Genomic DNA, 26,017 nt, shown 5'->3' with positions numbered 1-26,017 from the left:
AAAAAGGGATTTTAACAAAACCAGAGATTATAACCTTTTCATTTCTAAAAGGAAACTTAAACCGTCAGCACGATTTTCCCGATGTTCTCGCCTTTTTCCATCATGGCATGGGCATCGCTGGCCTGAGCCAGGGCAAATGTGGCATGAATAACGGGCCTGATTTTGCCGGCATCCAGCAAGGGCCATACCTTTTGCTGCAGCGCCTGGGCGATCTGCGTTTTGAACGCGACACTGCGCGGACGCAGGGTTGAGCCGGTAATAGTCAGCCGACGTCGCATCACTTGCGCCGTATCGATCGTTGCCTTGCTGCCACCCAATTGAGCAATAATGACGATCCGTCCGTCATCGGCCAGGCACTGGATATTGCGATTGATGTATTCGCCGGAAACCATATCCAGCACCACATCCACACCCTTGCCATCGGTCAGTTTCTTGACTTCCTCAACAAAATCCTGGGTCTTGTAATTGATTGCCTTGCTGGCGCCCAACGCCTCGACGGCCGCCGCGCGCTCATCGCTACCAACAGTTACAAAAACCTTATGTCCCAGCGCCCGGGCAATTTGAATTGCTGTGGTTCCGATACCACTGGCGCCGCCATGGACCAGCAATGTCTCGTCGCCGGATAACGCGCCACGATCAAACACATTGGTCCAGACGGTAAAAAACGTCTCCGGCAGCGCTGCCGCTTCAACATCGCTGAAACCCTCAGGAATAGGCAGGCAATTGCCCGCAGGCGCAACACAATACTCGGCGTATCCGCCCCCGGGTGTCAGCGCACATACGCGATCGCCAATCTTAAGAGAAGTACCGGTGAGGTCGCCCTCTACGATTTCACCGGCCACTTCCAGCCCGGGCAGATCGGAAGCACCGGGCGGCGGGGGGTAGGCGCCTTTGCGTTGAAATACATCGGGTCGGTTGATCCCGGCAGCCGTCACGCGAATCAGGACATCGCCCTGCTTTAATACGGGTTTTTCACGCTCTACCAGCTTTAATACTTCAGGGCCACCCGGGGTCGAAATTTCAACTGCCTTCATCTGTCTTCTCCTGCAAAAATAATGGAGGTCATGCGCACGAATGCCATGCCTGACTATCAATCAATCACGAGATTTTAACGTCGAAACCCATGCGCGCCCCCACGACAAGGTCCATTAGGGAAATAAACGAGCACTGGCGCGGCTGGTTCATGCATTGTGTCTACCTTATCTTTTCTGCTGCCCCCCCAGCGACCTCGCTTATATGCACCTTCCCATATCACTCACCACGCATACTTACACACAGCTGAATATCGTGATAATCTTCACTTTTTAACATGCCTGTACCGACACAGGGCTTGCTGACTATGTAACCTGACGGCCCATGTCAGTCGCGCTATGCGGCCACACCGCAAATTATGTGGCGCAACGATGTGACGACACAATGGCACGCCGTAACCGTTGCCGACAGGACAGCAGATTACCTGGAGTGCAGCCGAGCCGGGCGTGTGCTGTTTTTTGGGCGACATATACTAACCCGCATGCGTTTATCGCTGTCGGTGATCCCTGGCAACTGCGGGTTGCGACGCAACAGACAGCCCAAACAGGCCGATGCGGGATCGTAGCAGACGCGCATACCGGCCCGGATATCCAACAGAACTTATGAAAACAACACCGGAGAACTCTACCGCATTTGATGGGCGCAACAAACTGATTGTTGCCGATCTGGAAATCGACCTGCATAGTAGCCAGGTGAGGCGTTCCGGCGTGCCAATCACGCTATCTGTTACCCAGTTTCGCATCCTGCTGTATCTGGCCGCCAACCTGGGAACGATCATCCCCAAATCAGCATTGAATGCCGTCCTGGGCAAACAACCAACTTGCTTGAACTCCAATGCTGTTGACGTGCACATCGCGCGTTTGCGCCGCAGAATCGACCAGGATTTTTTCCCGAATCTGATCCATACCGCAAGAAAAAAAGGCTATTTTCTGTCGGAAGGGTTTCGGAAAAAAGAAATGAGCTCGCAATAAAAACACCATCCAGAGCGGACAGCTATATCTGTCGCATGCGACGTTGATGGCCGTCGCCAGCAGGCGCATGCGCCCGCTACAGGCGCGTGACGAGACGCTCTATCACCCCCCCACCGGCCTATCTATCCTTACGCATCGGCTGGCGCCGACCCGGCCCCTTCTCGCAGGCAAGCACCAGGAAGCCGGCTCGCTCGCCTGTGGCAATCTCGCAGTCGAGATAACATCGCTCAGCCACGACAAGCTCACCCCCCCTATCGCATGATCAATACGGGCACCGGACTGGTTCTCAACAGCGTCGTTGTCAAACTTCCAACAATAAGCTCGCGAATCCGCGAATGCCCATAGGCGCCATCGCCAGCAAATCAATATTATTGGACAAAATATAGTCCACGATCACCGTCTCAGGCTCGCCGGCCAGCACAGTCACTAGCGGCTCAAACTGCATCGCGGTCAGCGCAGACCTTACCCAGTCCATATGCTCTGTGGCCTGCTGCGAACCCTCACCAACATAGAGCACATGGCATTGCAGATTCTCCAGCAGCGCACTACCGGCCAGGCGCTGCACCATGTTACGCGCCGTATCACTACCATCGAAAGCAACCAGAAAACGCTCGGGCGCATGAAACGACTCCACAACAACCAGTACCGGCAGATCAACCGATCTGACGATCTTCTCTACGTTATGATCAAAATAACTACGATGGGCCCCCATGGCCTGTTCGTGCTGCCCCAGGATAATCATTCTGGCCTCGCCCTGCAGATCCAGCAGGCTTGATGTCAATGCGCCGTGTCGCTGACGCGTATCAACTGCAGTTAAGCCTGCAGCCACAGCACGTTTTCTTACTACCTCCAGAATATTTTTCCCATGCAATTGGGCCAGCTTGCTACGCTGCTCATCAAGCTCGCTCAATTGGCTCAGCAACATATCATGGGCGTCAAAACCGATGCTTCCGCTCAAATCAACGATCGATGCCCTTTCCGGATGCCTGTCCAAGACATGCAGAAAATCAACGGGGGTATTCAAATGCTGCGATGCCCAAATTGCATAATCACACACGGCAAGCGTATGTCTGGCACCATCAATGCACGCAATAATCTTTTTCATTCGTGTCTCCCTTTTTAATGGTTCGTCAGCTTGCCTGCCCCCTCCGGCTTGTTGTGAACAGCAAAGCGATCCACCAGTGTGGTGCTGGCCTGGTCCAGTCCTTCGATGTTGACTGCCGTACCCTCACGCCGGAACTTCAGGATGACCGTATCCAGCGCAGCAATCGCTGTAATATCCCAGAACCTTGCTGAACGCAAGTCAATGGTAACCTCATCCACCACTTCCCTGAAGTCAAAATTCGAAATAAACGCCTGCGCCGAGGCAAAGAAAATCTGCCCAGTCACATGATAGGTTCTGGCTGCCTCGTTACCGGCTTTTATTGAAGTCACCCTCAGCACCTGCCCCACTTTGTGAGCAAAGAATATCCCGCTTAGCAGTACGCCCACCAGCACGCCTTTGGCCAGATCATGCGTGGCCACCACCACCACGACCGTGGCGATCATGACGATGCTCGAGCTTTTGGGGTGGCGGGTCAAATCACGCAACGAAGACCATCTGAAGGTACCGATAGACACCATAATCATCACCGCCACCAACGCCGCCATTGGAATCTGCTTGACCCACGGCCCCAGAAACACAATAAGGATTAACAATACGCTACCGGCAGTCAGGGTGGACAAGCGTCCGCGCCCGCCGGACTTGACGTTGATCACCGATTGTCCAATCATTGCGCAACCGGCCATCCCCCCAAGGAAACCAGAGGCAATATTTGCCACGCCCTGTCCTACACACTCCCGGTTTTTATCACTGGGCGTATCGGTCAGGCCATCGACAATCGCTGCCGTCATCAACGACTCCAACAGCCCCACAACGGCCATCGGCGCAGAGTAAGGCAGAATAATCTTCAGCGTCTCCCAATTGAGCGGCACATCCGGCAGCAGAAAGACCGGCAGACTATCGGGCAGTTCCCCCATGTGACCCACCGTTCTGATATCCAGTCCCAACACCATTGACACAGCGGTCAATACCAGGATACATACCAGCGGCGACGGAATCGTTCTGGTGATATAAGGAAACAGATAAATAATCAGCAAACCCGCCGCAACCATGGCATAAACAACCCATGTCACGTTCATCAGTTCGGGCAACTGAGCCATGAATATCAAAATGGCCAACGCATTGACAAAACCGGTCACAACAGAGCTGGACACAAAACGCATCAACGCCCCCAGGCGCAGCATGCCCGCCAGGATCTGCAACACGCCAGTCAGCAAGGTTGCCGCCAGTAGATATTGCAGGCCATGCTCCCTGACCAGAGTCACCATTAGCAGCGCCATGGCGCCGGTTGCAGCAGAGATCATGCCAGGCCGGCCACCGGCAAAAGCGATGACCACCGCAATACAGAAGGAGGCGTAAAGACCCACTTTAGGGTCAACACCCGCAATGATTGAAAACGCAATGGCCTCTGGAATTAGTGCGAGTGCAACCACAAGGCCTGCCAGCAAATCTCCTCGAATATTGGAAAACCAGTCCTGCCTGATAGTATTTTTTGTAAACATAATTTTAAACATTTAATCGGCTGCCCTTAATGCCCATCAATCATGGACTACCCACGCGCAAGTGCCTGGGCGCGTCGGTTGTCATCGCCTCTCGGGCGATGAAGTTCCATGTGAAGCGGCGGAAAACCAGATGTTGAATACGGAAAAAGACGACAGCAGAAGGCGGCATGTTGCCATGCTGCTTCAGCTATACATTAGCGCGAGCAGAAGAGATCTGCTGATAGAGAATCCAATTACATGGGTCTGATTATTGGAAGAATAATAGAAAGCTATATTGCCAGGGTGCCAGCAATTTCTGGGTCAATCACATTTGAATTGCGGGCAAGTTTAGCATACCCGCGCAGCGAGACCGAATTGATCAACCAGCTTCCGTTAATGGACATCATCTACCAACTCTTGGTTAGCGCGGCTCTGCTTTGCGCGCTACCGACTCTCTTCCTGAACCGAGAGCACAGGCGCCCTTTTTCGCCTGGCCAGCGCCAGCGTGACAACTGCAAGCACCAGCGGAATAAAGGACACCCACAATACCGTATTCCATCCATAAACGCTAAGCAGCCCGCCGGACGAAAAAGACCCCGCAGCCATCAGACCAAAAACAATGAAATCATTGAGCGATTGTACGCGGGTTTTCTCTTCGGGCCGGTGACACTCAAGCACCAGCGCAGAAGCGCCCAGAAAGCCGAAATTCCAGCCCACCCCAAGCAGGATCAGAGACCCCCAAAAGTGGGCCACATCAATACCGCCCAGCCCCACAATCGCAGATAGCCCGGTCAGCAACAAGCCTACTGCTGCCACACGACCGGCCCCGAAGCGGGAAATAAGATTACCGGTAAAGAAACTGGGCGCGTACATCGCGATCACGTGCCACTGCAGGCCCAGATTGGCTGACTCCTGTGAGTGGCCACTGATATGCATGGCCAGCGGCGCAGAGGTCATCAAAAAATTCATCAACATATAGGCGACTGCCCCACTGATCGCCGCTGCGATGAATCGCGGTTGCGACGCAATGACAGATAGCGGCCGCCCGCCGGTCTGTTCGGTTACCGTAGGCGCAGGCAGGCGCACCCCCAATAGCAGCACCGCCGATAACGCAGCCACTACGGCCTGTACCAGGAAAGTCGCGGCAAATTTATAAGGGACCCACATGTCCATGGTCCAGGTCACCAACTGCGGACCGATGACGCCAGCCACGACCCCACCGGCCATGACAAGAGACAGGGCCCGCGCGCGCCTGGCCTTTTCCACCCCATCAGCCGCAGCAAAACGAAACGTCAATACGACCGCTGCATAGCTGCCACCAAAGAATGTAGCCAGACAAAACAACCAGAACCAGGCCTGGATCACTGCAACCATCGCCAGCAGGCCGGTCAGAACCCCAGCGCCAGTTCCCACCAGAAAAGCGGCACGCCGCCCATGACGCTGGGCAATTTTGCCCACCGGCAGGATACAGGCAGCCATGCCCACCACAAAAATGGAAATAGGCAGCGTCGCCAGCATTGGCGTTGGAGCCAGATTCTCGCCCACAATAGACCCGGTAGCATAAACCACGACCGAGTTGGCGCCGGCCAGCGCCTGCGCAGTGGACAAACGCCAGATATTTCCCCGCTGGACGTTTTCAGGGAGTATTAAAGAAGAATCATCAGTGGCGGCGTTGCTGGGTTTCATGTCAATCGTATTGGGTTATGCAATTTGATATCGGGACCAGATCCATACCTTACTGCGAAATGCCACGCATCACCAAAATGACCCGACTGACAGCGCTGGTTATTATTTCTGGTTATTAACGTATTATTCTAAGTCATTAGAGGCAGCATCGCACAATACCCAGTCAGTACCGGAAAAATCGACGTAGCGCCCAATCCGGTTGCGGCCGGCCACTTGTATTGGATAATTGATTGCACAGCAAAACCATACCCGGCCATGAACAAGGCAATAAAAAACCCCGCAATTCAATGAATTAACGGGGTATTTTTACTATGCCCTGCTTGGGCATATGAATTTTGGCGGAAGCTGTGAGATTCGAACTCACGGAAGGTTTAACCCTTCGCCGGTTTTCAAGACCGGTGCATTCAACCGCTCTGCCAAGCTTCCTGTTGATGCGAGACCCATCTCTGGTGCACTCGGCCGGAATCGAACCGGCACGGGCGCAATGCCCGAGAGATTTTAAGTCTCTTGTGTCTACCTATTTCACCACGAGTGCGTGAACTGGAGAAACGAGAATATAGCACATCTGATTTACAGGCGTCTACACACTCAGCGGAAAAATCTCACAAACCAATCATTGCATCACTTATTCGTGACATCAATGCGACACCCTGTCCCTTCGCAACGCATTTTGAGCAGAGGCAACAAGCGGCTTATTGCGCTATTTTATAACGCTACTCGTCCCATTAGGTTAGGCGATATGGTGGCGCGCGGTATCCATACCCGGCTTCCATGCTTCGCAAATATTGCCAAAAACAAGCAGCAAAAGAATCCATTCAGGGCTGTCGACCGATGCGCTAGGCCAGGCGGGACAATACCCTGATGACAAGATGAACACAAGAATCCGACCGACACCACAATGACAACGAGGACCTATTTTTTCGGATGGCAAACATTTCGATTCATTACAGATTATTATCTTATATATCAACAGCCTACATATAGATAGCGTTATTTGTAACAGACTGAGTTCCATACCTTGCATCTGTCGTATTTCAGAAACACATTGGACACACAATAAGAACGATAATTAGCGTGACAGTATCCTCGTTTACATGTGAATAAATGGGATATATGCTTTTGCATAGCAATAGAAACAAGAATTTCAAATCTGGAGGTCGATATGAGAAAAATATTGGTCATGTTTTTGGTAGCACTAGGTGCCCTGAGCGGCTGTGTCGGCTACGCTGGCGACGGTTACGGGCGTTATTCTGATCGTTATGATGGTTACGGCGGAGGCTATGGCTCCAGCTACTATGGAAGCGGCTATCGCAGCGGTTACCGGAATACAGACTATCGGCGCAGCGACCGACGCGATTGGGAACGGCGCCAGGAAGCACGTCGCGATGCGGAACGCCGCCGCGACAGAAATGATTGGCGTGACCGCCGCGATCACGATCGCAGCAACTGGAACCGACGAGATAACGACCGGCCGAGCGCCTCTTCATACCGTCGGACTCAGCGCGGCATGGAAGGCGCCAGCCGTAAACTGGAGCAATTGCGCAACAATCAGGGACGCTAATGGGTAAAAGTGTAGACTTTAAAGCACACCCCACTTGTCATTAAATCGTAGTTTATGTTAATATCCTTTTCTTCGCTGATTTAGTGAATACGTCGGGGCATAGCGCAGCCTGGTAGCGCATCTGGTTTGGGACCAGAGGGTCGTAAGTTCGAATCTTACTGTCCCGACCACAAAAAATATAGTGAAATCAAATACTTAAGTCGTTTAAAGAGCCAAATTCTTTAAGCGGCTTTTTTATTGCTGTGGGACTTTTCCTAAGGCCCTGATCTGAGCGAGTCATGGCATGTAATTTATGAGTAGTTCACTGGCTGAAGACCCAGATCCGCTTCTTCCTTTGCGTAATCGCCTATAGGTAAAAGCAAATCCCCGATTTTTTCTTCGGGAATATATATAGTTCGCGAACATGTCGCGAACTACTCTATCGCTTAGCGATATATACCCCTTTAGAACCTGTGTTGCATACCGACACCAACCAGCGTCGACTTCAGTTTTATGTTGTCTCTATTACCAAATTTAAGCCTGCCTGTGCCGTATGTTGCAATGGCATATAAGCTTGTGCGTTTGGACAGGTTATGCAAATATCCCAAGCTCAAGATATGCAGCTTTCCCTTGACACCATCAAAAGCATCACCAGTGTTCTTGGTTGCACTTCCTTGATAAGAAAATAGAACCTTGGCTTGGTCACTAACAGGCATCGATAGACCAGCCATCCAGGCTTGTTGACGATATCCGTTGGTCTGCGCGTAATTCATGCCAACAGCAGAACTATTGGGATTGGTTACTGTGGTGAAACCATTGAGGACGGCATTCAGGCCCGTATTGCCGGCTCCATTTCGCACAATAATGTCATTGGACATCGCGCCACGTACCTGACCATAACCCAGAAACAATTTCACGACATCCAGGTCATAGGATCCAAACAGGTTCCACATATGCGTGGTGCCCTTAATATCACTATCCGTATCACGGAAATCCGTAAGGAAGCGATCATAAGAAGCACCAACTGTGATCGGCCCACTGCTATACCCGGCACCGAAAGATATCCAGTGAGACGTATCGCGCTCTTCAAAATCATTGAAGTCGTCGCTGTTAGTGGTCTTGGTGTTTTTTCCGCCATAGGCAACACCCAGTTTGAATCCACTGAAATCAGGTGTTACGTATTTGATAGAGTTGTCCATACGGGCAAAAGTCGATGCACCGAAAGCACCGCCAAGAACGCCGGCTTGCAGGAATCCCGCACCAAAGGGGTCAATTGGCGCCACGATATCAGCGGCCAGATTGTACTGACGCCCCAATGTCAGAGCACCCCAGCCGTCGCCTTTCAAACCCACGTAGGCCTGACGACCGAACAAGCGGCCACCGAGTGATGAACGACCATTACCCATATCAAAGCCGCTTTCCAATTGAAATATTGCACTTGTACCGTTACCCAAATCTTCAGCACCTTTAAAGCCCCAGCGGTTACCGTTTTTAACACCGTTGATAAGCCCGACAACGCGTGTCTTAGTATAGGCATCACCTTGTGTCACTTTAGTTTGCTGGTAGCCAATACCGGCGTCCACTAAGCCATAAAGCGTTACAGTAGACTTAGCTTGTGCGATACCAGATAAACCGGTAACCAGAGCTGCCGTCAGTAAAGTTTTTTTCATTTATTGTGTCTCCTCGTTAAAAATTCTAGTTTTTTATAAATCGTTTTAGTTTGATGCCACAGGATATGGGCCAGAAAAATCAGACATCAGGGTCTTGAGGCTGTGCAGAGCAAAAGCATCGCAGGAGTGCCACATAATGATGGCTCGTCCATTGCTTAATGATCGCGTTGCAGGTACGCCGTTACTACAAAGTTCCCAGGCAACTAGTCAGTGAACTACCTTTGATAAGCACACTAATACTCTTCAGACAATCTAACCAATCTGAATGTCAGACCAGCAGAACTTTGCTCACCGTATGGGTACGTGAGCCCTTCGAACCAACTCTTGCCAGTGGGCTACTTCTGCCTTGACCTCGTTATCAAATTGCTCCCGCGTTCTCCAGGAGGGTATGTAGCCGTTCAGTTTCATGTAATTGATCACCGCAGGCGCGTGTGCAGCCTCTTTAATTGCTTCGTTCAGTTTTGAAATAACAGCGTCGGGGGTTCCCGCCGGGGCAAAAATACCGTTCCAGACTGCAGCATCAACTTTGGGACCACCACCTTCTTCGATGGTGGGTACGTCGGCATAGGCAGGCCATCGCTGCGCCGAAAGAATCGCCAACAGCTGGGCTTTATCGTTTAGCGTCGTTCTGAAAGCAGGATCATAGATCAGAAGATCGATCTCGCCAGCCATTAAAGCGGTTGCGGCCGGGGATCCTCCTTTGTACGCAACGTGAACCATCTTTATGCCCGCGCGCTCCATGACAAGCTCCATATTGAGATGGGTCACTGTTCCGACACCAGCCGAGCCAAAGTTCAACTTCCCCGGGTTCTTCTTCGCGTACTCAATGACATCCTTAATGGTGGTAAAGCCATTATTCTTTGCAGCAAAAACTGCCAGTGGAGCCTCCAGGGTTGTTGTCACTGCAATGAAATCCTTGCGTATGTCAAAGCCCGGATCAGAAAGAATTGCCTGAGTACTCGTGGCAGCGCTTGAATGCCACAGTAAAGTCAATCCGTCAGGAGCCGATGTTTTTACATGTCGAATTCCAGCGACCCCCGGTCGATTGTGAACAATGAAAGGCTGCCCCAATTTGTTGGAAAGCTCCTGAGCATACAGGCGAGCAGTAACATCGCTAAGACTTCCTGGAGCAAATGGGACTACGAGGGTGACGGGCTTAGCAGGGTATTCTTGCGCTGAAATAGCGGGACAAATAAATACTGCCGTCGTGAGTGTTAAACACTTGACAACTCGTGCTGCAAAACGAAACATGGTTCTCTCCTACCACAAAGTGGCCGCTTCGTTCGTCGCGGTCCATTGTAAATATCGGTTATTCAATCTGTGTTTTCCCGTATAGGTTTTTGTGCGTTCATTCACTTTCTCATGGAATCTGCCTTTAGACAGCCGGTACGAATGAGCTCATCGATGGCTTCGTCTGTTATGTCAAGTCTGTCCTTGAGAATTTCTCGACTATGTTCACCATGCATGGGAGGGGGAAGCCTTACACCACGCGACGTTCCCTCAAAGAGAACCGGATGGGCCATTGTTTTCATCGTCCCCCCAACTGGATGTTCATATGTCATGACAACATGCCGCGCTGCCAGTTGTGGATCCTCCAGGGCGGTATCGAGGTTGTTAATGGGGGACGACGGGACGCCTGCCACAACAAAAATGCGAGTCCACTCTTCTATTGTTTTTTCAGAAATAATGTCCTGAACAACGTCCAGCGTGTCGCGCCGATTGTCTACACGCGCGGCATTTGTGAAAATTTTGAAGATGTGCCCAGGTGTGGCATGCCAACAGCATCACAAAATTTGCGCCAAAGGCCATCGCTGCCAATAGCAAGCAATAGAAATCCATCCTTTGCCTTGAATGCCTGATAAGGGCATAGTGATTCATGTCCCGACCCCGGCGGTGTCGGGCTTTCTCCGGTCATCCAATAGGTCTGTGCATGCCAAGCCATAAATCCCATCGCAGTTTCCAATAGGGATACTTCAACGAACGTGCCATCACCAGTCCTATCGCGTAAACGCAGTCCTCCGAGAATTGCACTAACAGCATGAATACCTGTGGTCTGGTCCAAAGGCGAGAAGCCAATGCGCAATGGGCCACTGCCAGGTTCACCCGTTGTCAACATCAGACCAGAGTGCGCTTGCATCATGAGTTCGTATCCGGGCCGTTCTCCTTTCGGTCCAGTCCTGCCAAATCCGGATATGCTGCAGTACACAAGACGCGGATTGAGTTTTCGCATATCTTCCGGACCAATTCCCAGCCGATTTGCCACCCCAGTCCCGAAACTCTCTATCAACACGTCTGCCTTGCAGATTAACTGTCTAGCGACATCACGCCCCTGTGAGGACTTCAGATTGAGTGCCAAGCTTCGTTTGTTGCGATTCATCCCATAAAACATGGCTCCGTCGCCACCAATGAATGGCGGCATACCCCTTAGATCATCCCCGCGGTCACAATCTTCGATCTTGATCACGTTCGCTCCCATATCTCCCAAATATTGGGTGCATAGCGGTCCCGCGATGAACTTGGTGAAATCAATTACGGTCACGTCATCAAGCGGGCTCATGTCAAACTGCCTTTATCGGACAGGTTCGTCTGCTCTCGCAGGTCATTTGGAAACCGGGCTCGCAGCAGGCTCCCATGCTCGTCGAGACGAGGAGCGCTTCCTCTGGCACCGTGAAAAACGTTCCCCGGTAGGTTTACGGCTTTAATGGATGATTGATTCTGCCCAGGGATTTCTTCCCAGGCATCTCGGCTCTGGAAGTGCGGCTCCCGAAAGACGCCAGTTTTATCATTTACGATTGAATGCGGCACGTCATGCTGTGCAAGCACGTGCAGCCAATGTTGAATATCGTGTTCGGCTATTCGTGCGCTCACCTGTTCACGCAGGAGATTGCCCGCTATTTGACGCGACTGTTCGCATCTCGCGCGTTCAAAGGTTTCTGCCATTGAAGCTGCCTCGCGCCATTGCGCAGCTGCTCCAAAATTCTTCCAGAATTTTTCCTCGACAATTCCCAGGGCCAGGTGCCGCCGATCTTTCGTAGTGAATACGTCATTGCCTGGCCATACATGGTTCCAGCCATAGGTACCATCACAAGATTCTGCGTGGTCTGCGAATCGCACCTGGGTCCAGTGCAGTACGGACTCAGCAATCGATAGGTCGATATATTCCCCATTCCCGTTGACGTCCCTGGTTCTAAGGGCGGCGACCACATTGATGGCTCCGTAAAGACTGGCCGCGAGATCTGCCATGGGTAACCCACTGCGTCGAGGCGACTCTCCCCAATGAGCAGGTATGGAGAGTGCACCTGCGAGCGCGAGATAATTAATGTCGTGCCCCGCAACTGAAGCAAGAGGCCCTGTTTGCCCGTACCCCGAGATAGATAGATAAATCAATGAGGATTGTGGGACGAAAGACGGTCATAGTCCACCTCCAGCCGTTGAGCAACTCCTGGGCGGAACGATTCAACTATAACGTCGCATTCCCTGACCAGATATTCGAACTCGTTCCGACCGTGTTGCGTCTTTAGGTCAATGGCAATGCTCTTTTTCCCTCGGTTGATAAGCATGTAGGCTTCCGGCAACAGATCGCGGAGATAGTCTCCGCCCTCTGGCTTTTCGACCTTGATGACTTCCGCGCCAAGCTCCTTCAGGATATGCGTGCAAAACGGACCAGGAAGGAGCCAAGTAAGGTCAAGGACGACAACACCGGCAAGAGGTAATTTGGATTCGTTCTCGTTTGTTGCGACCATAATGCGACAGCTATCTCCTCTTTGTTCGTATTTTCGAATCATATACGTATATAAGAATATAGGCTTTTAGCAACTTGGTCAATAAAATCTACAGACGCGGTACACAGATATTGAGCTGATTGGCCAATGCTCAGCCCAGCCTGTTCAGAGCCTGCTGATTTCGATAACACGGTCGTCTCACCCTCACAGGAACTGGCATCTACTACGAAAGCACCATATCGCCCGCCCTGCAAAATCCTGAGTAGAATAGGAGACTGGGTATCTCCCCTGCCTCTGCACTTCAAACAGTACTTGCGCCCCTCAGCCCCTCTTGCCCTCTAACTCAGCGTTGCTCACAGCAACGGCGACATCTCCGTAGCGCGACCCGATGCTGCTCTGTTTCTCATGGCGCAAAATGAATGTGCTTCGCACAGGATTACGCCACATGAAGCAGGTGAGCCCGTGCTTCCTACGCACCGCAGCAGAGATAAAGCCAACTGTAATAAACTGCGGCATCGCTCACCCCACCGGCCTGGAGATCCATCTGATCTCTAACGTCTAAGCGCTGAGCAAAGTAAATATGCTTCTTGACGCAGCAATTAAGCGGCCCATTCTGAACCCTTCAATTGGAGGTCGCACCGCGGTCAATTTACTCACCCATTGATTTTCGTGTTTTGGGGACGCTCAGGAGCAGGATGAGGAATCTCGCATGCATTTGCTGGAAACTGGACAATCATCAATTTAAGCCCTCCTTGTCCTCCAACTATTTCCAACGGCGCCTCGTTTGCGTCCGTCCACACAATATCTAACCGAGTCAGGCGCGGGTTCATCTGCCAGACACCGTCAAGGACAACATAGAAACGACCAGATCCATTATTTAACAAAGGAGAGGCCACCGATTGCCCCTCAGGAACAGTCAACAACCAAGCCCCGAGACCAAGCGTATCTTCCGGGAGTAAGGTTTGAATCACACCATCATTCGAGAGTGCGCCTTCCACGCCGAATCGTTCAAATCTTGGAATATTGGGATTTCTATAATGACTTGCCGCCGGCATAAAAAAGGCGGCGCCTTCAGTAGCCGCACGGAGCGTTAGATATGACAACCCACGCTCTCCCGATCTGAGCGGCCCATATGCCGTCTGCTGACCGGCATAGTGAGCGGTACATACGCGTAAGTCATGCCTACCCAGCTTCCCTGCTCCATCTACAATAATCTGAAATTGCCCGTACCCATGAAAATGGACTGGCAAGGTCGTTAACGGCGCTTGCTCTACCAAATATGCATTCGGAGCAGAGGGCGTCGGTTTGGTCGGCCCAATAATAACCGTCTTGTGCGCGAACGGAGTCCCATCTTCCCCAGTGTATGCAGTCCTTGCTTTCAGAGACTCTTTGAATATTCCAATCTCAATCATTATTACCTCCACTAAAAAACTTTATTAGTATTTGCGCATAGTTCCGCTATGGACACTTCGAAATCCCTGAATGACCCTGCTAAGCTAAAACAACTTGAGATGGCGCGATTAGAGGTCCAGCACTAATGGCGATGTCCTTGCACGTGAGCAGCACGGAAGGAACTGATCGTTTACAGCACGCTCTGCCGGCGAGAGGTAGTAGTCACGATGATCGGGTATGCCAGAAAGTACGCGGGTAGCGCAGGTGCCGCACAAACCCTGTTCACACGAAACAGGTATAGTTACACCTGCGATCTCAAGCGCTTCAACCACGCTCTGATCTTCACTGACATCAATAATTCTCCCATTGCTTTTCAGTTGCACCTGGAAGCTCGTATTGCCAATAGCGTCGCTTACTGCTGCCGAGAAAAGTTCATGATGCACCTGCTCATCTGTCCAACCCGCAATGGATGCCATTTCAAGGACGGCGTCCAAGAACCCTTTTGGACCACATACATAAAGTTCTGTGTTGCGGCTTGGGGTCTTTTGCAGAAACGTAAGATCGAGGCCACCAGAGGTACGGTCGTCATCAAAGTAGAATCTCGATCTGGCGGAGAAAGAAGATCCCGCTATATATTCCCGAAAAGCGGTGTGCACTATTGAACGAGTGCAATAGTGCAACTCGAACGAGGCACCAGTCAGAGAAAGCTGCTCGGCCATGCAAAGAATTGGGGTTACCCCAATGCCCCCGGCCAACAAAATACTATGCTCTGCGGTTGGCACAAGTTGGAAGTGGTTCCGCGGAACACTGACGAAAAGCGTGTCACCCTCCTTTACTTCTGAATGCATTGCATTTGACCCTCCCCTTGAGGATGGATCTCGAAGTACAGCTATCACGTACCGATGAGATTCGGCAGGGCTATTACAAAGGGAATATTGACGGATCAAACCGCCCGGGATATGTACGTCAATATGTGAGCCGGCGGAAAACGCCGGTAAAGGCTTATTTTGGGCATCAATCAACTCAAAAATCGCTATATCCCGAGTTTCCAGGCGCTTGCGTGAAACTATAACTTCCATCTATATCTTCCTTTGATTCCGTGAGGTAAGTTAGCCCACGCCTTACTCAGCGAGTAATCCTGGATTGAATGTCATATTCCGAAGGGTTTCCCGCCAAAACCAAATCAAACAACAGTGGTATTAAGTCCGGGCGGAACCGCCTCCTGCTCCGTGGCACCCGGGCCCAACACAGCACCCGAACTCATCAATTCCTGAATTCGTTCAGGCGAATACCCCAACTCTTGCAAGACTTCGGTTGTATGGGCCCCCAAGGTCGGTGGAGGACGGCGAACTGACCGTTTTTGGCTATTAAACACCACAGGCATCGCTAGCCCCTTCTGTGGGCCACGTATTTCATCGTCATAATCAAGTACGATATTTCTCGCCAGCGTATGGGGAATATCTAAAGCTTCGTCCACGGTGTTTATTGGCGAATTAGGTATTCCAGCGATGGTCAACACTTCGGACCAATAGGCAACCGAATATTTGCGCACTTTATCGCCGACTCGTTGAACTGTTTCATCAAAGTGAGCGACCCTAGCAGCATTAGTTCTAAACTTCGGATCATCAGAAATATCCTCCAGACCCGCAACCTCACAAAACTTCACCCATAGTTTGTCGTTACCCACAGCGATTAAAATATATGCATCGCTGGCTTTAAACGCTTGATATGGGCATAGAGACTCATGTCCAGAGCCGTTGGGCTGAGGTCTTTTGCCATTTACCCAGAACGTCTGTGCTGTGTAATTAAGAAATGCCATAGATGTTTCGAACAGCGAAACCTCCAGGTATTGTCCAACTCCTGTAGCGTCTCTTTCTCGAAGGGCTGCCAATATGCCCAACGCTGCCCATATTCCGGTCGTTTGGTCAATTGGCGAGAAAGCGCTTCTGACAGGACCACCGTGCTTCTCGCCGGTAATACTCATAATCCCACTGAACGCCTGAACCATGACGTCGTAACCCGGCAACTCTGATAATGGGCCAGTTCGACCGAAGCCCGATATGCTCGCGTAGACGATCCGGGGATTCAGTTGCTTCAGCGCATCGTATCCAAGGCCAAGTCTTTCCATGGCCCCTTTTCTGTAGCTTTCCACCACAATGTCGGCCTCCTTCGCAAGTCGAAGTGCGACTTCCAGGCCAGCAGGCGACTTCAGATCCACCACAAGACTTCGCTTGTTTCTGTTAGCACTAAGAAAAACAGCGCCATCGCCCTCAACATACGGGGGCCAGGATCGAGTATCGTCACCACCGCCACAGGCCTCAATCTTGATCACGTCGGCGCCCAGATCGCCAAGATATTGGGTACAAAGTGGTCCAGCCAGTACCTTGGTGAGATCGAGTACTCGTAGACCAGCGAGCGGCGAGAATGAGCCAGGAGTCGGGGAAAACTCTGACGTGGTAGACGATGTCTGAAATAGTTTCATGTCGGTTGAATTCATTTTAAGTTTGCCGTTGCCGCTGCGTCGCGAAGCAATCCGAAAGCATCAGGATTCACAAGAGCAGAAAGGTCACCTGGTTCATGTCCCAGGCATGCAGCGCGAACCAAACGACGCATGACTTTCATATTGCGCGTTTTCGGAAGCTCATCCACGAAGATAATGGCTTGAGGCTTGAACGGAGGACCCAAGCCTTTGACTACAGCCCGAACAAGCGCGTTCTGTGTAACCTTGTCGGCGACAACACCCCGTTTAACAGTTACAACACAGACGACAGCTTGCCCCTTAACCGGATCGGGCAGCCCTATCACCGCTGACTCAACCACAAGTCCGGTGCCGGCAATTAAAGCCTCAATTTCGGATGGCCCTGTCCGCTTTCCTGCAATTTTCAATATATCGTCGGACCTGCCCGTAATTTCCCACCAGCCATCGGAGTCTTCCACTGCCCAGTCTCCATGGCGCCATACGCCAGGGTACGTTGACCAGTAGGCATCTAAATAGGTATCGTCGCTGCGCCATAGGCTTCGTGTCCTTCCTGGTGACGGTGACGTTAGAACGAGCTCACCTACTTCACCTCGTAGCACTTGCTTACCGCTTTCATCGAATATGCGTGCACCCATGCCGGGGATAGGCCGAGTAAAGGCGCAGGGCTTAATTGGGTGAATTACCGTGCCACAAAGAATTCCACCTCCAATCTCGGTGCCGCCAGAATAATTGAGCAACGGAATTTTTTTCTTGCACACGTTCTCAAAAGTCCAAAGCCATGCTTCTGGCGTCCAGACCTCTCCTGTAGAAACACACACCCTCAAACTAGTCAGAGAATATTTTTCGATCTGACTTCCGTCGTTACGTATGAAACTTCTCGCCAATGTTGGTGCCAGTCCCAGGAAGGTTACTGTGTGATCATCGATCAGACGCCACATCCGATCCTCGTCTGGATAATCCGGACCACCTTCCGCCAGAACCACAGAGGCTCCGTGGAGCGGGACGGCGGCGGCAACTATCGGACCCACGAGCCATCCCATGTCGCTCATCCACAGCATTCTGTCGGTGGCTTTTAGGTCCATGACCAGTCCGACATCTAAAAGCATTTTCGTTGCAAACCCGAGATGGGTATGCACTGTACCTTTCGGCTTTCCGGAAGTGCCGGATGTATACATGAGCATTAGCGGAGCGTCGGCTGCCAAATGTACCGTGGAACACTCAATGCTCTCATCACCGACCAAATCGTCCAGCCAATGATCACGACCACTATTCCATACGACATCTATATCGGCGTTCCTGACGACAATGACATGCTTGAGCTCGCCGAGCGTTTCGACTGCCTCGTCTGCGACCGCCTTCATGGAGATTCCCATGCCACGTCGAGATGTCCCGTCAGCCGTGATAACAGCAATAGCTCCCGCGGCTTCTAACCGGTCTTTTAGTGCGTTCGACCCAAATCCCGAAAAAAGGGGGAGTGCAATAACTCCCTTCTTGGCACAAGCAAGAAAAGCCGCGATAGCATGAGGAATGTTCGGCAAAAAAAGCCCGACAACATCACCCACCGTAATAGCCAACCGGTCTAGGGACCTTGCGACCCGGCAAACTTCTCGGTGCAAATCAGCATATGTCCACCGGACCACCTCTCCACTTTCGGCCTCCCACACCAGGAACTCTTTCGACCAGGTACTAGTGCCTTGATGACGGTCAAGACAGTCCAACACTATGTTTCCCTCTCCTCCAACGCACCACCGTGGGAATTGGACACCGCCAGAAAGATCAAGCAGGGTACTGTAGGGTTTTGAGAACGTCACTCGATCAATAATCAACTTCCAGAACCATTCAGGGTTTTTCTCAGCCTTTTTAAGAAGCTCGTCGTAGTCATCAACATCAGCGAGATGCAGAAACTTCGCGATATTGCTGGCCTGAATAGTCTCCATTGGCGGGTACCACACGAAGCGCTGATCACTCATACCGAATCCGATTCCGAAGTGTTTATGCATTTCATTAGCGCCATACGCCTGACGCGCGCGACTATCTCGTTCCGCTGATTAAATCCCCTGCTTTCAAACTCCACAATACCCGCGTCCGGACGAGAGCTGGATCGCCGGCAGTTGATCACTTCGGTCTCTGACCGGATCGTATCTCCCACACGGACTGGATTTGGGAAGGATATTTCTCCAAAACCCAGATTACCCAAGGTGGTTCCCAAAGTTAGCTCTGTAACCCCAACGCCGACCACCAAACCGAGCGTATATATACTGTTCACCACTCTGCCCCCATAAATTGACTCTCGTCCAAATTCTTCGTCAAGGTGCAAGGCTGGGTGTTGTGAGTGAGCGCACAGAATAATAAATTATCTGTCTCAGTGACGGTTCTCGTCACTGCATGTTGATATACGTCGCCTGGAGACAACTCTTCCAAATACCTTCCTCGAGTTTTTTTCATTTTTACCTTCATATCAAATGGTATGGTGTGGTCGGGCTGTGACAGCTAATTCAGCGAAAGAATCCGCTTGCTGGAGAATTAATCGTGCCGTCTTTACATGTGCAGAATCGATGTGTTCACCATCGTATATAACTGCTGCGCGTCCTTGGGCCTCAGCCTGTTCAAAGGCTTCAATCATCCGCGAGTAATATCGGAGCTCTTCTTCGTCAGGACTATATGCTGCGTTGGCTTGCGCAACATGGGACGGGTGAATGAGTAGTTCACCCGTAAAACCCAACTGGCGATGCAACGCGACGGCATGGCTGAAGCCTTCGAGATCTCGAACGTCCTGCCATAACCCGGCAATGGGTTGTTTACCAGCGGCCCTTGCGGCGATAATCGCTGCAGACTTAAAGTGCAAGCTCTCCAATCCTTCTCGCGTCCACTTGAAACCAACTGCTCGTTGGACATCTCCACTACGCGCCGATGCACAAGCGATTCCCGTGACCCGAGGATGTGTAGCAATCTCATATGCAAACTGAAGGGACTTTGCGGTTTCGAGAGTGGGAATCAGGCCTACTGAACCTATCGGAATGCCACGTTTCAACTCCATTTCCGAAATCATAAGGTGGGCCATATCTACGTCGCGCGGTCCATCAGGCTTGGGAAGCAGAATCCCTTCGATACCGGGTGATATCACTGCTTCCAAATCCTTCATACTATATAAAAAGACGCTCTTATTTATCCGCACATACACTCTCTGGCCAGTGCTCGCGAGCATCCCGATCCTCGAACTTACGATATCGCGAGCGCTATCCTTAGCCGAGTCGGGGACACTATCCTCAAGATCAAGAATTAAAGCATCTGCTCCGGTCTGGTCAGCTTTTTCTACCCAGTCTGCCCGGATACCGGGTATAAAAAGAAACGAACGAATTTGTTTCATTACGCTTATGCAAACCTCATTTAATAGGACTTTGGAAGACCCAGCACTTTTTCCGCGATATTACAAAGTATCAACTGCGGACTCACCGGAGCTATGCGCAAAATCATCGCTTCGCGGAAGTAGCGCTCCACATGGTATTCCTTTGCGTAGCCAAATCCGCCATGGGTCAGCATGGCAGTTTCGCACGCATGCGTAGCTGCTTCAGCCGAAAGCAACTTGGCAGCATTCGCCTCGCTGCCGCATGCACGCTTGCTGTCGTACAGCGACGCAGCTCTAAACGTCAGGAGATTAGCAGCTTCAAGTTCTGCCCAGCATCTAGCCAGCGGATGCTGAATACCTTGATTCATACCGATGGGCCGATCGAAAACGATACGCTCTTTTGCATACTGAGTAGCCTGAGCAAGGGCTGCGCGTCCGATACCCACCGCTTCGGCAGACACCAGAATTCTTTCAGGGTTCATTCCATGAAGGATGTACTGAAAACCCTTTCCTTCCTCCCCGATCAAGTCAGCAGCAGGAACGGGCAGCTCATCTATGAAAAGCTCGTTAGAGTCGACTGCCTTGCGTCCCATTTTGTCGATTTCTCGCACTTCTATATATTTTCGATCGAGCTTCGTATAGAACAGGCTTAGCCCATCTGTCGGCTTTTTCACCTCCTCAATCGGGGTGGTTCTGGCTAGCAGCAACATGTAATCGGCCACTTGAGCGGTTGAAATCCAGATTTTTCGTCCATTAACAACGTAGTCACTACCCCTTTTAATGGCCCGGGTAGTCAGTTTTGTCGTGTTCAGACCAGCATCGGGCTCAGTCACGGCAAAGCATGCTTTGGATTCACCCTTAATTAGCGGTGTTAGCGCCTGTTTTTTTTGATCCTCGGTACCAAACACGACAACGGGGTTGAGACCGAAGATATTCAAATGGATAGACGATGTAGCTGACATGCCTCCTCCAGACTCTGCTACAGCCTGAAGCATTAACGCCGCCTCGGTGATTCCGAGGCCCGCTCCGCCATATTCCTCTGGCATTGCAATTCCCAGCCACCCCGCTTTAGCGAACGTCTGATAGAACTCTTCTGGAAAACCCCCATCACGATCCTTCTCTAGCCAATATTGCCCGTCGAATCGCTCACATAAGGTAAGTACTGCCTCGCGAAGCTGCCGCTGATCCTGGTTGAAATCGAAGTCCACATTCACTCCTTCAGTTGTGCCGCCCATTTAGCGCAGCAACTATTGTTCGGTTATACGAATATTATACGAAAATACGAACAATGGCAAATTACCTTTTATGGAGCATGCCCACTTAAACAAGATTCAAAAGAGACATATTTTTCTACGTTAGACAATCCGATTAATGATGCTCAACCATGGATGCAACCGGTCGCGTGAATTATCTGGAAAAGCGTAACGGCTCCACAAGAGTCCTGTGTGGCGTGCTGGGTGGCAATACGCGTCAGATGAAATACTTGTGAAAGACCTTGATCCGGACCCGTGCGTAACCAATACTGATCATCGAAGCGACTGCGGCAATCAAGTATTATTACTTCCCGTAGTTAAGTTTCTAATGGCTGGGTTCGAAGCCATTTCCCAATGTTATATAGTGAGTGTGACGCCATCCTGCAACACTCAATCGTATGATGGTATACGATACCAATATGTGAATAATTCGAGAAATTGCTCGTACGTTGGCGCCAATGTCGTTCGCTCGCCGCAAGCACCATCGCGATACAAATTAGAAGGAATAGTTATGAAATCTATAAAGGAGTCCGATTCTATGAGCCTCGCAGCATTAGATAAGAAACCCGATGTCGGGCCGCGATCTTTGATTAGAACCTTACGAATCCTGGAACGACTGGCGGGTGCTCCTGACGGCATGACGTTAGGGGATTTCAGTTCTGAATTGGAGTCTCCGAAAAGCAGCCTCCTGGGGCTTCTCAAACCATTGTGCAGCTATGGCTATGTGGTGCGGGATGCGGATCGATATACACTCGGACCGGCAGCGTATCGACTGGGCACTTCAATCATGCCGTCTTTGTCTATGTCCCGTATCGCGGCGCCCATAATGCGTGAACTAGTCGACCAAAGCGAAGAAACAGTGTTGATAGCTGTGCTTGATCGGGATGCTGGCGCCACTACGTATATCGAAAAAATAAGAGAGCAGTCGATCAATCAGATATACCGTCGCACTCGGCACATCCCGCCCGCTGTACTGTTCGGCAGCCGGCCGTGTCTTATTGGCTTATGCAGATGTCGAATACATAGAGCATTATTTAAGAAATGCCACTCTTACGCCATTGACACCGCAAACGCTTACAAACCCCGACGAACTTCGAAGACGTTTGCCACACATCCGTGAGCAAGGAATGGAGATAACCATAGGAGAAGTGTCCAGTGATGTGGCCGGTTTCGCAGCGCCCATATTCGATCATCAAGGACGCATAATTGCTGCGCTTGCCATGGCCGCACCCGTAAGCCGTACCCAAAACAGACCCGAACACTTTGCCGTTCTTATACGGGATGCTGCCGAGTCTATCTCATTTGGTTTTGGACACGCTGGTGCCGCTCTTAAATTCGCGTCCGATCCCGGCGAGCGTTAAGTCCCTTTTGCAAACCATTAACAATAATTATTCAGCAAATAATAGCGGAGAGAAAATGACGCGTCCTATGGTAGCAAGAGGGCCGTGAATTCAGTGCGCTCCACATCTGGAAGAGCTTCCCATTCTGCTTGGAGGACCCGCGTGATGTGCTCATCAAAATCGAAGTTTGGCGGGCGTTTGCATGAGGTAGCCACACGCAATGGGGCCATTGCTACACATGTCGCCCGATCAAGAAATCTCCCATGAGCAGCGTGAACGCTTTGGCGATAGTGGACTCGTGGTGGCTAACTCAAATAGCAGACCACGACGGTTGATAACGCGGCTTTGACTCCATCCCTTTTGATCTCATTGCTATTGTTGCCCGTGCGATGAGCGTTAAGTTCGATGCGATTTCAGAATTTTCTGGCATCCAGATGGGTTTCTGCTGGCCGAATCGCCCCGATGCCAACAACGATTCCGGGAAGTGCACCAAGAAATCCATATCAGAACACTTGACAGCATTTTGAGTTATGAGCTAAATTCGAACGATGTTCATATATACGAAAGTCGCAATAAGGACTAAAGATGCACTTGGTGGTTCTACGCATTTGGGGTTTTACGCTTCCCGCCGTGGTCAATGACGCTATTAGCATAGACAGCACAGGAAACCCGGAAAACGTATAGAGGCTTTCAAGCGCTCCATACCTCTGGAAAAGAGTGAGTTATCCAGATGATCTCCCGGGCGTCGTTTTGTGTAGACAAAGAGGCAGTTTATTTATTCGTCAGCTACTAAAGTGTTTCGGGTTGTCTGACTATGGACGATCGATCACCCGTCATTCAATTTACGAAAAGGCAATTTCATGGAATTTGAAGATATTCTTTACGAGCCACGCAACGGTGTGGCCTGGATCATTATTAATCGTCCTGACAGAATGAACGCATTCCGAGGGCAAACCTGCGACGAGCTCATTAAGGCTATTAATCACGCTGGGTACGACAAGAAAATCGGCGCGATTGTGTTGGCTGGCGCTGGCGATCGTGCTTTCTGCACTGGTGGTGATCAGTCAGCCCACGACGGCAACTATGACGGACGTGGAACTATCGGCCTCCCAATGGAAGAGATGCACGATGCGATCCGCAATGTTCCTAAACCGGTTATCGCGCGTGTTCAAGGTTATGCGATCGGCGGAGGCAATGTGTTATGCACGATTTGTGATCTGACGATTTGTTCCGAAAAAGCTATTTTTGGTCAAGTCGGCCCAAAAATGGGATCCGTTGATCCAGGCTACGGAACTGCTTTTCTGGCCCGTATTGTCGGCGAAAAAAAGGCCCGTGAAATCTGGTATATGTGCCGACGTTACACGGGCGCAGAGGCAGTTGCAATGGGTCTTGCAAATGCCTGCGTTGCTCACGATGAATTAGACGAGGAAGTTCAGCGCTGGGGGGAAGAGCTATGTGAACGCAGCCCTACCGCGTTGGCTATCGCGAAGCGAAGTTTCAATATGGATACTGCTCACCAGAGCGGCATCGCAGGAATGGGTATGTATGCACTGAAACTCTACTATGACACTGAGGAATCGCGCGAAGGTGTCGCTGCTCTGACCGAAAAAAGAAAGCCAAATTTTCGCAAATATGCTAAATGACGCAGGGCTTAATCCTCTCGCGTTAATGGCGTGCGCAGCCCTTCGTTTGGCGCAGGCTTGATAATGACCGCAGATTAAATCGAGCTCTAGCTTCTGCGCATCATCTCTGCGGCTATCGTTGATTACAAAAGACGGACACCGTCAGTCAGAAGGACTTAGGGGGAGATTCTATGCAAATACGATGGAGTTACACAACGACATGAAAGCGCAAATGGAACTGCCTCGCTGCAAAACGGGCGGCCAACATAATTCATAAATTCCAGACGCGGCACAACTATATTCTAAACAGGAGACAATCATGATAATGAAACGACGCAGGTTCACCCAGATTCTAGGAGCATTGGCAACCACTGTCGTATTTCCAATTTCGTACGCCGTTGCAGCAAACTACCCCGGTGGAAAACCCGTAACTATCGTGGTTTCTACAGGTGCTGGTTCGGGTACTGACCAGACTTCGCGTCAACTCGCCCAGGGCCTGTCCAAGGATTTTGGAGTCCCTTTTGTGATAGAGAACCGTACTGGCGCTAGCGGTGTCATCGGCGCGGTGCATGTCGCCAAAGCAGCGCCCGATGGCCATACGCTGCTTGCCACCTATGCCCAGCATTATACTAACCAGCTAGTGCGGGACACGCCCTACGACGCTTTGTCAGATTTCGAACCATTGGCACGTTTCGCTAATTCTGCGCTGGTGATATCGGTAGCGGCAAACTCCCCATATAAAACGTTGGCGGATGTCGTTGAGGCAGCCAGGACGAACCCAGGAGCCATCTCCTACGGCTCATCCGGCCAAGGCACCACCTCGCATATGGCGGCAGCGCTGTTTTCCAGCAGAGCAGATATCTCGCTAAACCATATTCCGTATAAAACCCCCACGCAGGTCGCGGTCGACGCGGCTGGCGGCCAAATTGACCTGAGCTTTAATGGCACGACATCCGTACTTCCACTGATCAGGGACGGTCGACTTCGCGCGCTTGCTGTGACCACTTCCAAACGCACCCAGAGTCTGCCCGACGTGCCAACAGTAGCGGAACTAGGCTACCCCGGCTACGAAGTGGATTCCGCTCTCTGGATGTTCGCACCGCGCGGTACTTCGCCAGAAATTGTAAAGCAGCTATCGGATTCACTTTTGCGTCAGATGCAGACCAAAGAGTACAAAGAAGTGTGCGCGCGCCTTGGTTTGGATATAGATCCGCAGGACGCGGCCACGGTGAAAGCCAACGGGCCCGCGGAAATCACAAAGTGGCGCAAGCTTATGGAAATGACCGGCACTAGTAAAAATTAACGCGTCAGTGGCCGCGTGGATCGTAACGGCACGCCATGGTGGCAATACCCGATCGACTGCATGTGGGCCTACGGGTTC

Annotated in this window: 16 protein-coding genes, 3 tRNA genes and 5 pseudogenes; 7 read left to right on the top strand and 17 right to left on the bottom strand. The window is 51.2% G+C overall.

Features of this window, described 5'->3' with window-relative positions; genetic code table 11:
* Positions 1-56: 56 nt before the first annotated feature.
* A complete protein-coding gene (locus tag TKWG_RS07600; protein ID WP_014750287.1) occupies positions 57-1,034 on the bottom strand; it encodes an NAD(P)H-quinone oxidoreductase in 978 nt (325 codons plus the stop codon).
* A gap of 600 nt (positions 1,035-1,634) precedes the next feature.
* Here TKWG_RS07600 and TKWG_RS07595 point away from each other — a divergent pair.
* Positions 1,635-2,003: a winged helix-turn-helix domain-containing protein gene (locus tag TKWG_RS07595; RefSeq protein ID WP_014750286.1), complete on the top strand. Its 369-nt coding sequence runs from the start codon at positions 1,635-1,637 to the stop codon at positions 2,001-2,003.
* Positions 2,004-2,304: 301 nt separating this feature from the next.
* Here the strand turns inward: TKWG_RS07595 and TKWG_RS07585 are convergent, their stop codons facing one another.
* The 5 genes from TKWG_RS07585 to TKWG_RS07565 all read right to left on the bottom strand — a co-directional run bounded on the left by TKWG_RS07585 (position 2,305) and on the right by TKWG_RS07565 (position 6,807).
* Positions 2,305-3,108: a universal stress protein gene (locus TKWG_RS07585; protein ID WP_014750284.1), complete on the bottom strand. Its 804-nt coding sequence runs from the start codon at positions 3,106-3,108 to the stop codon at positions 2,305-2,307.
* 14 nt (positions 3,109-3,122) lie between these two features.
* Positions 3,123-4,607 (bottom strand): SulP family inorganic anion transporter, encoded by a 1,485-nt coding sequence (locus TKWG_RS07580; protein ID WP_014750283.1) that lies wholly within the window; start codon positions 4,605-4,607, stop codon positions 3,123-3,125.
* A gap of 423 nt (positions 4,608-5,030) precedes the next feature.
* On the bottom strand, positions 5,031-6,272 hold the full coding sequence (locus TKWG_RS07575; RefSeq protein ID WP_014750282.1) for an MFS transporter: 1,242 nt from the start codon (positions 6,270-6,272) through the stop codon (positions 5,031-5,033).
* A gap of 336 nt (positions 6,273-6,608) precedes the next feature.
* A tRNA-Ser gene (locus TKWG_RS07570) sits at positions 6,609-6,698 on the bottom strand.
* Positions 6,699-6,719: 21 nt separating this feature from the next.
* Positions 6,720-6,807 (bottom strand) — tRNA-Leu (locus TKWG_RS07565).
* Positions 6,808-7,434: 627 nt separating this feature from the next.
* Between TKWG_RS07565 and TKWG_RS21360 the strand changes: the two genes are divergently transcribed.
* Together TKWG_RS21360 and TKWG_RS07555 are read left to right on the top strand one after the other, a co-directional pair.
* On the top strand, positions 7,435-7,833 hold the full coding sequence (locus TKWG_RS21360; RefSeq protein WP_014750281.1) for a hypothetical protein: 399 nt from the start codon (positions 7,435-7,437) through the stop codon (positions 7,831-7,833).
* A gap of 93 nt (positions 7,834-7,926) precedes the next feature.
* Positions 7,927-8,003: transfer RNA gene (locus TKWG_RS07555), tRNA-Pro, on the top strand.
* Positions 8,004-8,276: 273 nt separating this feature from the next.
* Here TKWG_RS07555 and TKWG_RS07550 read toward each other — a convergent pair.
* The 11 genes and pseudogenes from TKWG_RS07550 to TKWG_RS07500 all read right to left on the bottom strand — a co-directional run bounded on the left by TKWG_RS07550 (position 8,277) and on the right by TKWG_RS07500 (position 21,629).
* Positions 8,277-9,482 carry a porin gene (locus tag TKWG_RS07550; protein ID WP_014750280.1) on the bottom strand — a complete coding sequence of 402 codons (1,206 nt, stop codon included), beginning with the start codon at positions 9,480-9,482 and terminating at the stop codon, positions 8,277-8,279.
* Between the two features lie 288 nt (positions 9,483-9,770).
* Entirely contained in the window at positions 9,771-10,733 is a 963-nt protein-coding gene (locus tag TKWG_RS07545; protein WP_050981566.1) for a Bug family tripartite tricarboxylate transporter substrate binding protein, read from the bottom strand.
* A gap of 101 nt (positions 10,734-10,834) precedes the next feature.
* Positions 10,835-12,039, bottom strand: a pseudogene (locus TKWG_RS07540) (CaiB/BaiF CoA transferase family protein).
* Positions 12,036-13,225, bottom strand: a pseudogene (locus tag TKWG_RS21355) (CaiB/BaiF CoA transferase family protein). Before TKWG_RS21355 ends, TKWG_RS07540 begins: the two co-directional pseudogenes overlap by 4 nt.
* Before the next feature lie 632 nt (positions 13,226-13,857).
* Positions 13,858-14,616, bottom strand: a complete 759-nt coding sequence (locus TKWG_RS07525; RefSeq protein ID WP_014750273.1) for a hypothetical protein — start codon at positions 14,614-14,616, stop codon at positions 13,858-13,860.
* 108 nt (positions 14,617-14,724) lie between these two features.
* Positions 14,725-15,675 (bottom strand): PDR/VanB family oxidoreductase, encoded by a 951-nt coding sequence (locus TKWG_RS07520; RefSeq protein WP_014750272.1) that lies wholly within the window; start codon positions 15,673-15,675, stop codon positions 14,725-14,727.
* Positions 15,676-15,779: 104 nt separating this feature from the next.
* A complete protein-coding gene (locus TKWG_RS07515; RefSeq protein WP_014750271.1) occupies positions 15,780-17,093 on the bottom strand; it encodes a CaiB/BaiF CoA transferase family protein in 1,314 nt (437 codons plus the stop codon).
* Positions 17,090-19,045 (bottom strand): AMP-binding protein, encoded by a 1,956-nt coding sequence (locus tag TKWG_RS07510; protein WP_041709977.1) that lies wholly within the window; start codon positions 19,043-19,045, stop codon positions 17,090-17,092. The genes TKWG_RS07515 and TKWG_RS07510 overlap by 4 nt, the downstream gene beginning before the upstream one ends.
* A pseudogene (locus tag TKWG_RS22420) lies at positions 19,042-19,520 on the bottom strand (MaoC family dehydratase). The gene TKWG_RS07510 and the pseudogene TKWG_RS22420 overlap by 4 nt, the downstream one beginning before the upstream one ends.
* Positions 19,521-19,533: 13 nt before the next feature.
* Positions 19,534-20,442, bottom strand: a complete 909-nt coding sequence (locus tag TKWG_RS07505; protein ID WP_014750269.1) for an HpcH/HpaI aldolase/citrate lyase family protein — start codon at positions 20,440-20,442, stop codon at positions 19,534-19,536.
* Positions 20,443-20,462: 20 nt separating this feature from the next.
* Positions 20,463-21,629: an acyl-CoA dehydrogenase family protein gene (locus TKWG_RS07500; protein WP_014750268.1), complete on the bottom strand. Its 1,167-nt coding sequence runs from the start codon at positions 21,627-21,629 to the stop codon at positions 20,463-20,465.
* Between the two features lie 373 nt (positions 21,630-22,002).
* Between TKWG_RS07500 and TKWG_RS27010 the strand changes: the two are divergent.
* From TKWG_RS27010 to TKWG_RS07485, 4 genes and pseudogenes are all read left to right on the top strand, one after another.
* Positions 22,003-22,398, top strand: a pseudogene (locus tag TKWG_RS27010) (helix-turn-helix domain-containing protein); the annotation flags it as partial.
* A 205-nt stretch (positions 22,399-22,603) separates the two neighbouring features.
* Positions 22,604-23,035, top strand: a pseudogene (locus TKWG_RS24750) (IclR family transcriptional regulator); the annotation flags it as partial.
* Positions 23,036-23,874: 839 nt separating this feature from the next.
* Entirely contained in the window at positions 23,875-24,657 is a 783-nt protein-coding gene (gene badI / locus TKWG_RS07490) for a 2-ketocyclohexanecarboxyl-CoA hydrolase (RefSeq protein WP_014750265.1), read from the top strand.
* A 298-nt stretch (positions 24,658-24,955) separates the two neighbouring features.
* Positions 24,956-25,939, top strand: a complete 984-nt coding sequence (locus tag TKWG_RS07485; RefSeq protein WP_238534335.1) for a Bug family tripartite tricarboxylate transporter substrate binding protein — start codon at positions 24,956-24,958, stop codon at positions 25,937-25,939.
* Positions 25,940-26,017 lie beyond the last annotated feature (78 nt).

The sequence above is a fragment of the Advenella kashmirensis WT001 genome (genome assembly GCF_000219915.2).
In the GTDB taxonomy this organism is placed as follows: Bacteria; Pseudomonadota; Gammaproteobacteria; order Burkholderiales; family Burkholderiaceae_B; genus Advenella; species Advenella kashmirensis.
The sequence above is the reverse complement of the archived record's forward strand: the minus strand, read 5'-3'. Positions and strand labels throughout refer to the sequence as shown.

What these genes read in the sequence shown, in the direction of transcription:
- TKWG_RS07485 (WP_238534335.1), top strand. Translation starts at nt 24,956, where the DNA reads ATGATAATGAAACGACGCAGGTTCACCCAGATTCTAGGAGCATTGGCA.
- TKWG_RS07515 (WP_014750271.1), bottom strand. Translation starts at nt 17,093, where the DNA reads ATGAATTCAACCGACATGAAACTATTTCAGACATCGTCTACCACGTCA.
- TKWG_RS07580 (WP_014750283.1), bottom strand. Translation starts at nt 4,607, where the DNA reads ATGTTTACAAAAAATACTATCAGGCAGGACTGGTTTTCCAATATTCGA.
- TKWG_RS07520 (WP_014750272.1), bottom strand. Translation starts at nt 15,675, where the DNA reads ATGGAAGTTATAGTTTCACGCAAGCGCCTGGAAACTCGGGATATAGCG.
- TKWG_RS07595 (WP_014750286.1), top strand. Translation starts at nt 1,635, where the DNA reads ATGAAAACAACACCGGAGAACTCTACCGCATTTGATGGGCGCAACAAA.
- TKWG_RS07545 (WP_050981566.1), bottom strand. Translation starts at nt 10,733, where the DNA reads ATGTTTCGTTTTGCAGCACGAGTTGTCAAGTGTTTAACACTCACGACG.
- TKWG_RS21360 (WP_014750281.1), top strand. Translation starts at nt 7,435, where the DNA reads ATGAGAAAAATATTGGTCATGTTTTTGGTAGCACTAGGTGCCCTGAGC.
- TKWG_RS07585 (WP_014750284.1), bottom strand. Translation starts at nt 3,108, where the DNA reads ATGAAAAAGATTATTGCGTGCATTGATGGTGCCAGACATACGCTTGCC.
- TKWG_RS07510 (WP_041709977.1), bottom strand. Translation starts at nt 19,045, where the DNA reads ATGAGTGATCAGCGCTTCGTGTGGTACCCGCCAATGGAGACTATTCAG.
- TKWG_RS07505 (WP_014750269.1), bottom strand. Translation starts at nt 20,442, where the DNA reads ATGAAACAAATTCGTTCGTTTCTTTTTATACCCGGTATCCGGGCAGAC.
- TKWG_RS07600 (WP_014750287.1), bottom strand. Translation starts at nt 1,034, where the DNA reads ATGAAGGCAGTTGAAATTTCGACCCCGGGTGGCCCTGAAGTATTAAAG.
- badI (WP_014750265.1), top strand. Translation starts at nt 23,875, where the DNA reads ATGGAATTTGAAGATATTCTTTACGAGCCACGCAACGGTGTGGCCTGG.
- TKWG_RS07550 (WP_014750280.1), bottom strand. Translation starts at nt 9,482, where the DNA reads ATGAAAAAAACTTTACTGACGGCAGCTCTGGTTACCGGTTTATCTGGT.
- TKWG_RS07525 (WP_014750273.1), bottom strand. Translation starts at nt 14,616, where the DNA reads ATGATTGAGATTGGAATATTCAAAGAGTCTCTGAAAGCAAGGACTGCA.
- TKWG_RS07575 (WP_014750282.1), bottom strand. Translation starts at nt 6,272, where the DNA reads ATGAAACCCAGCAACGCCGCCACTGATGATTCTTCTTTAATACTCCCT.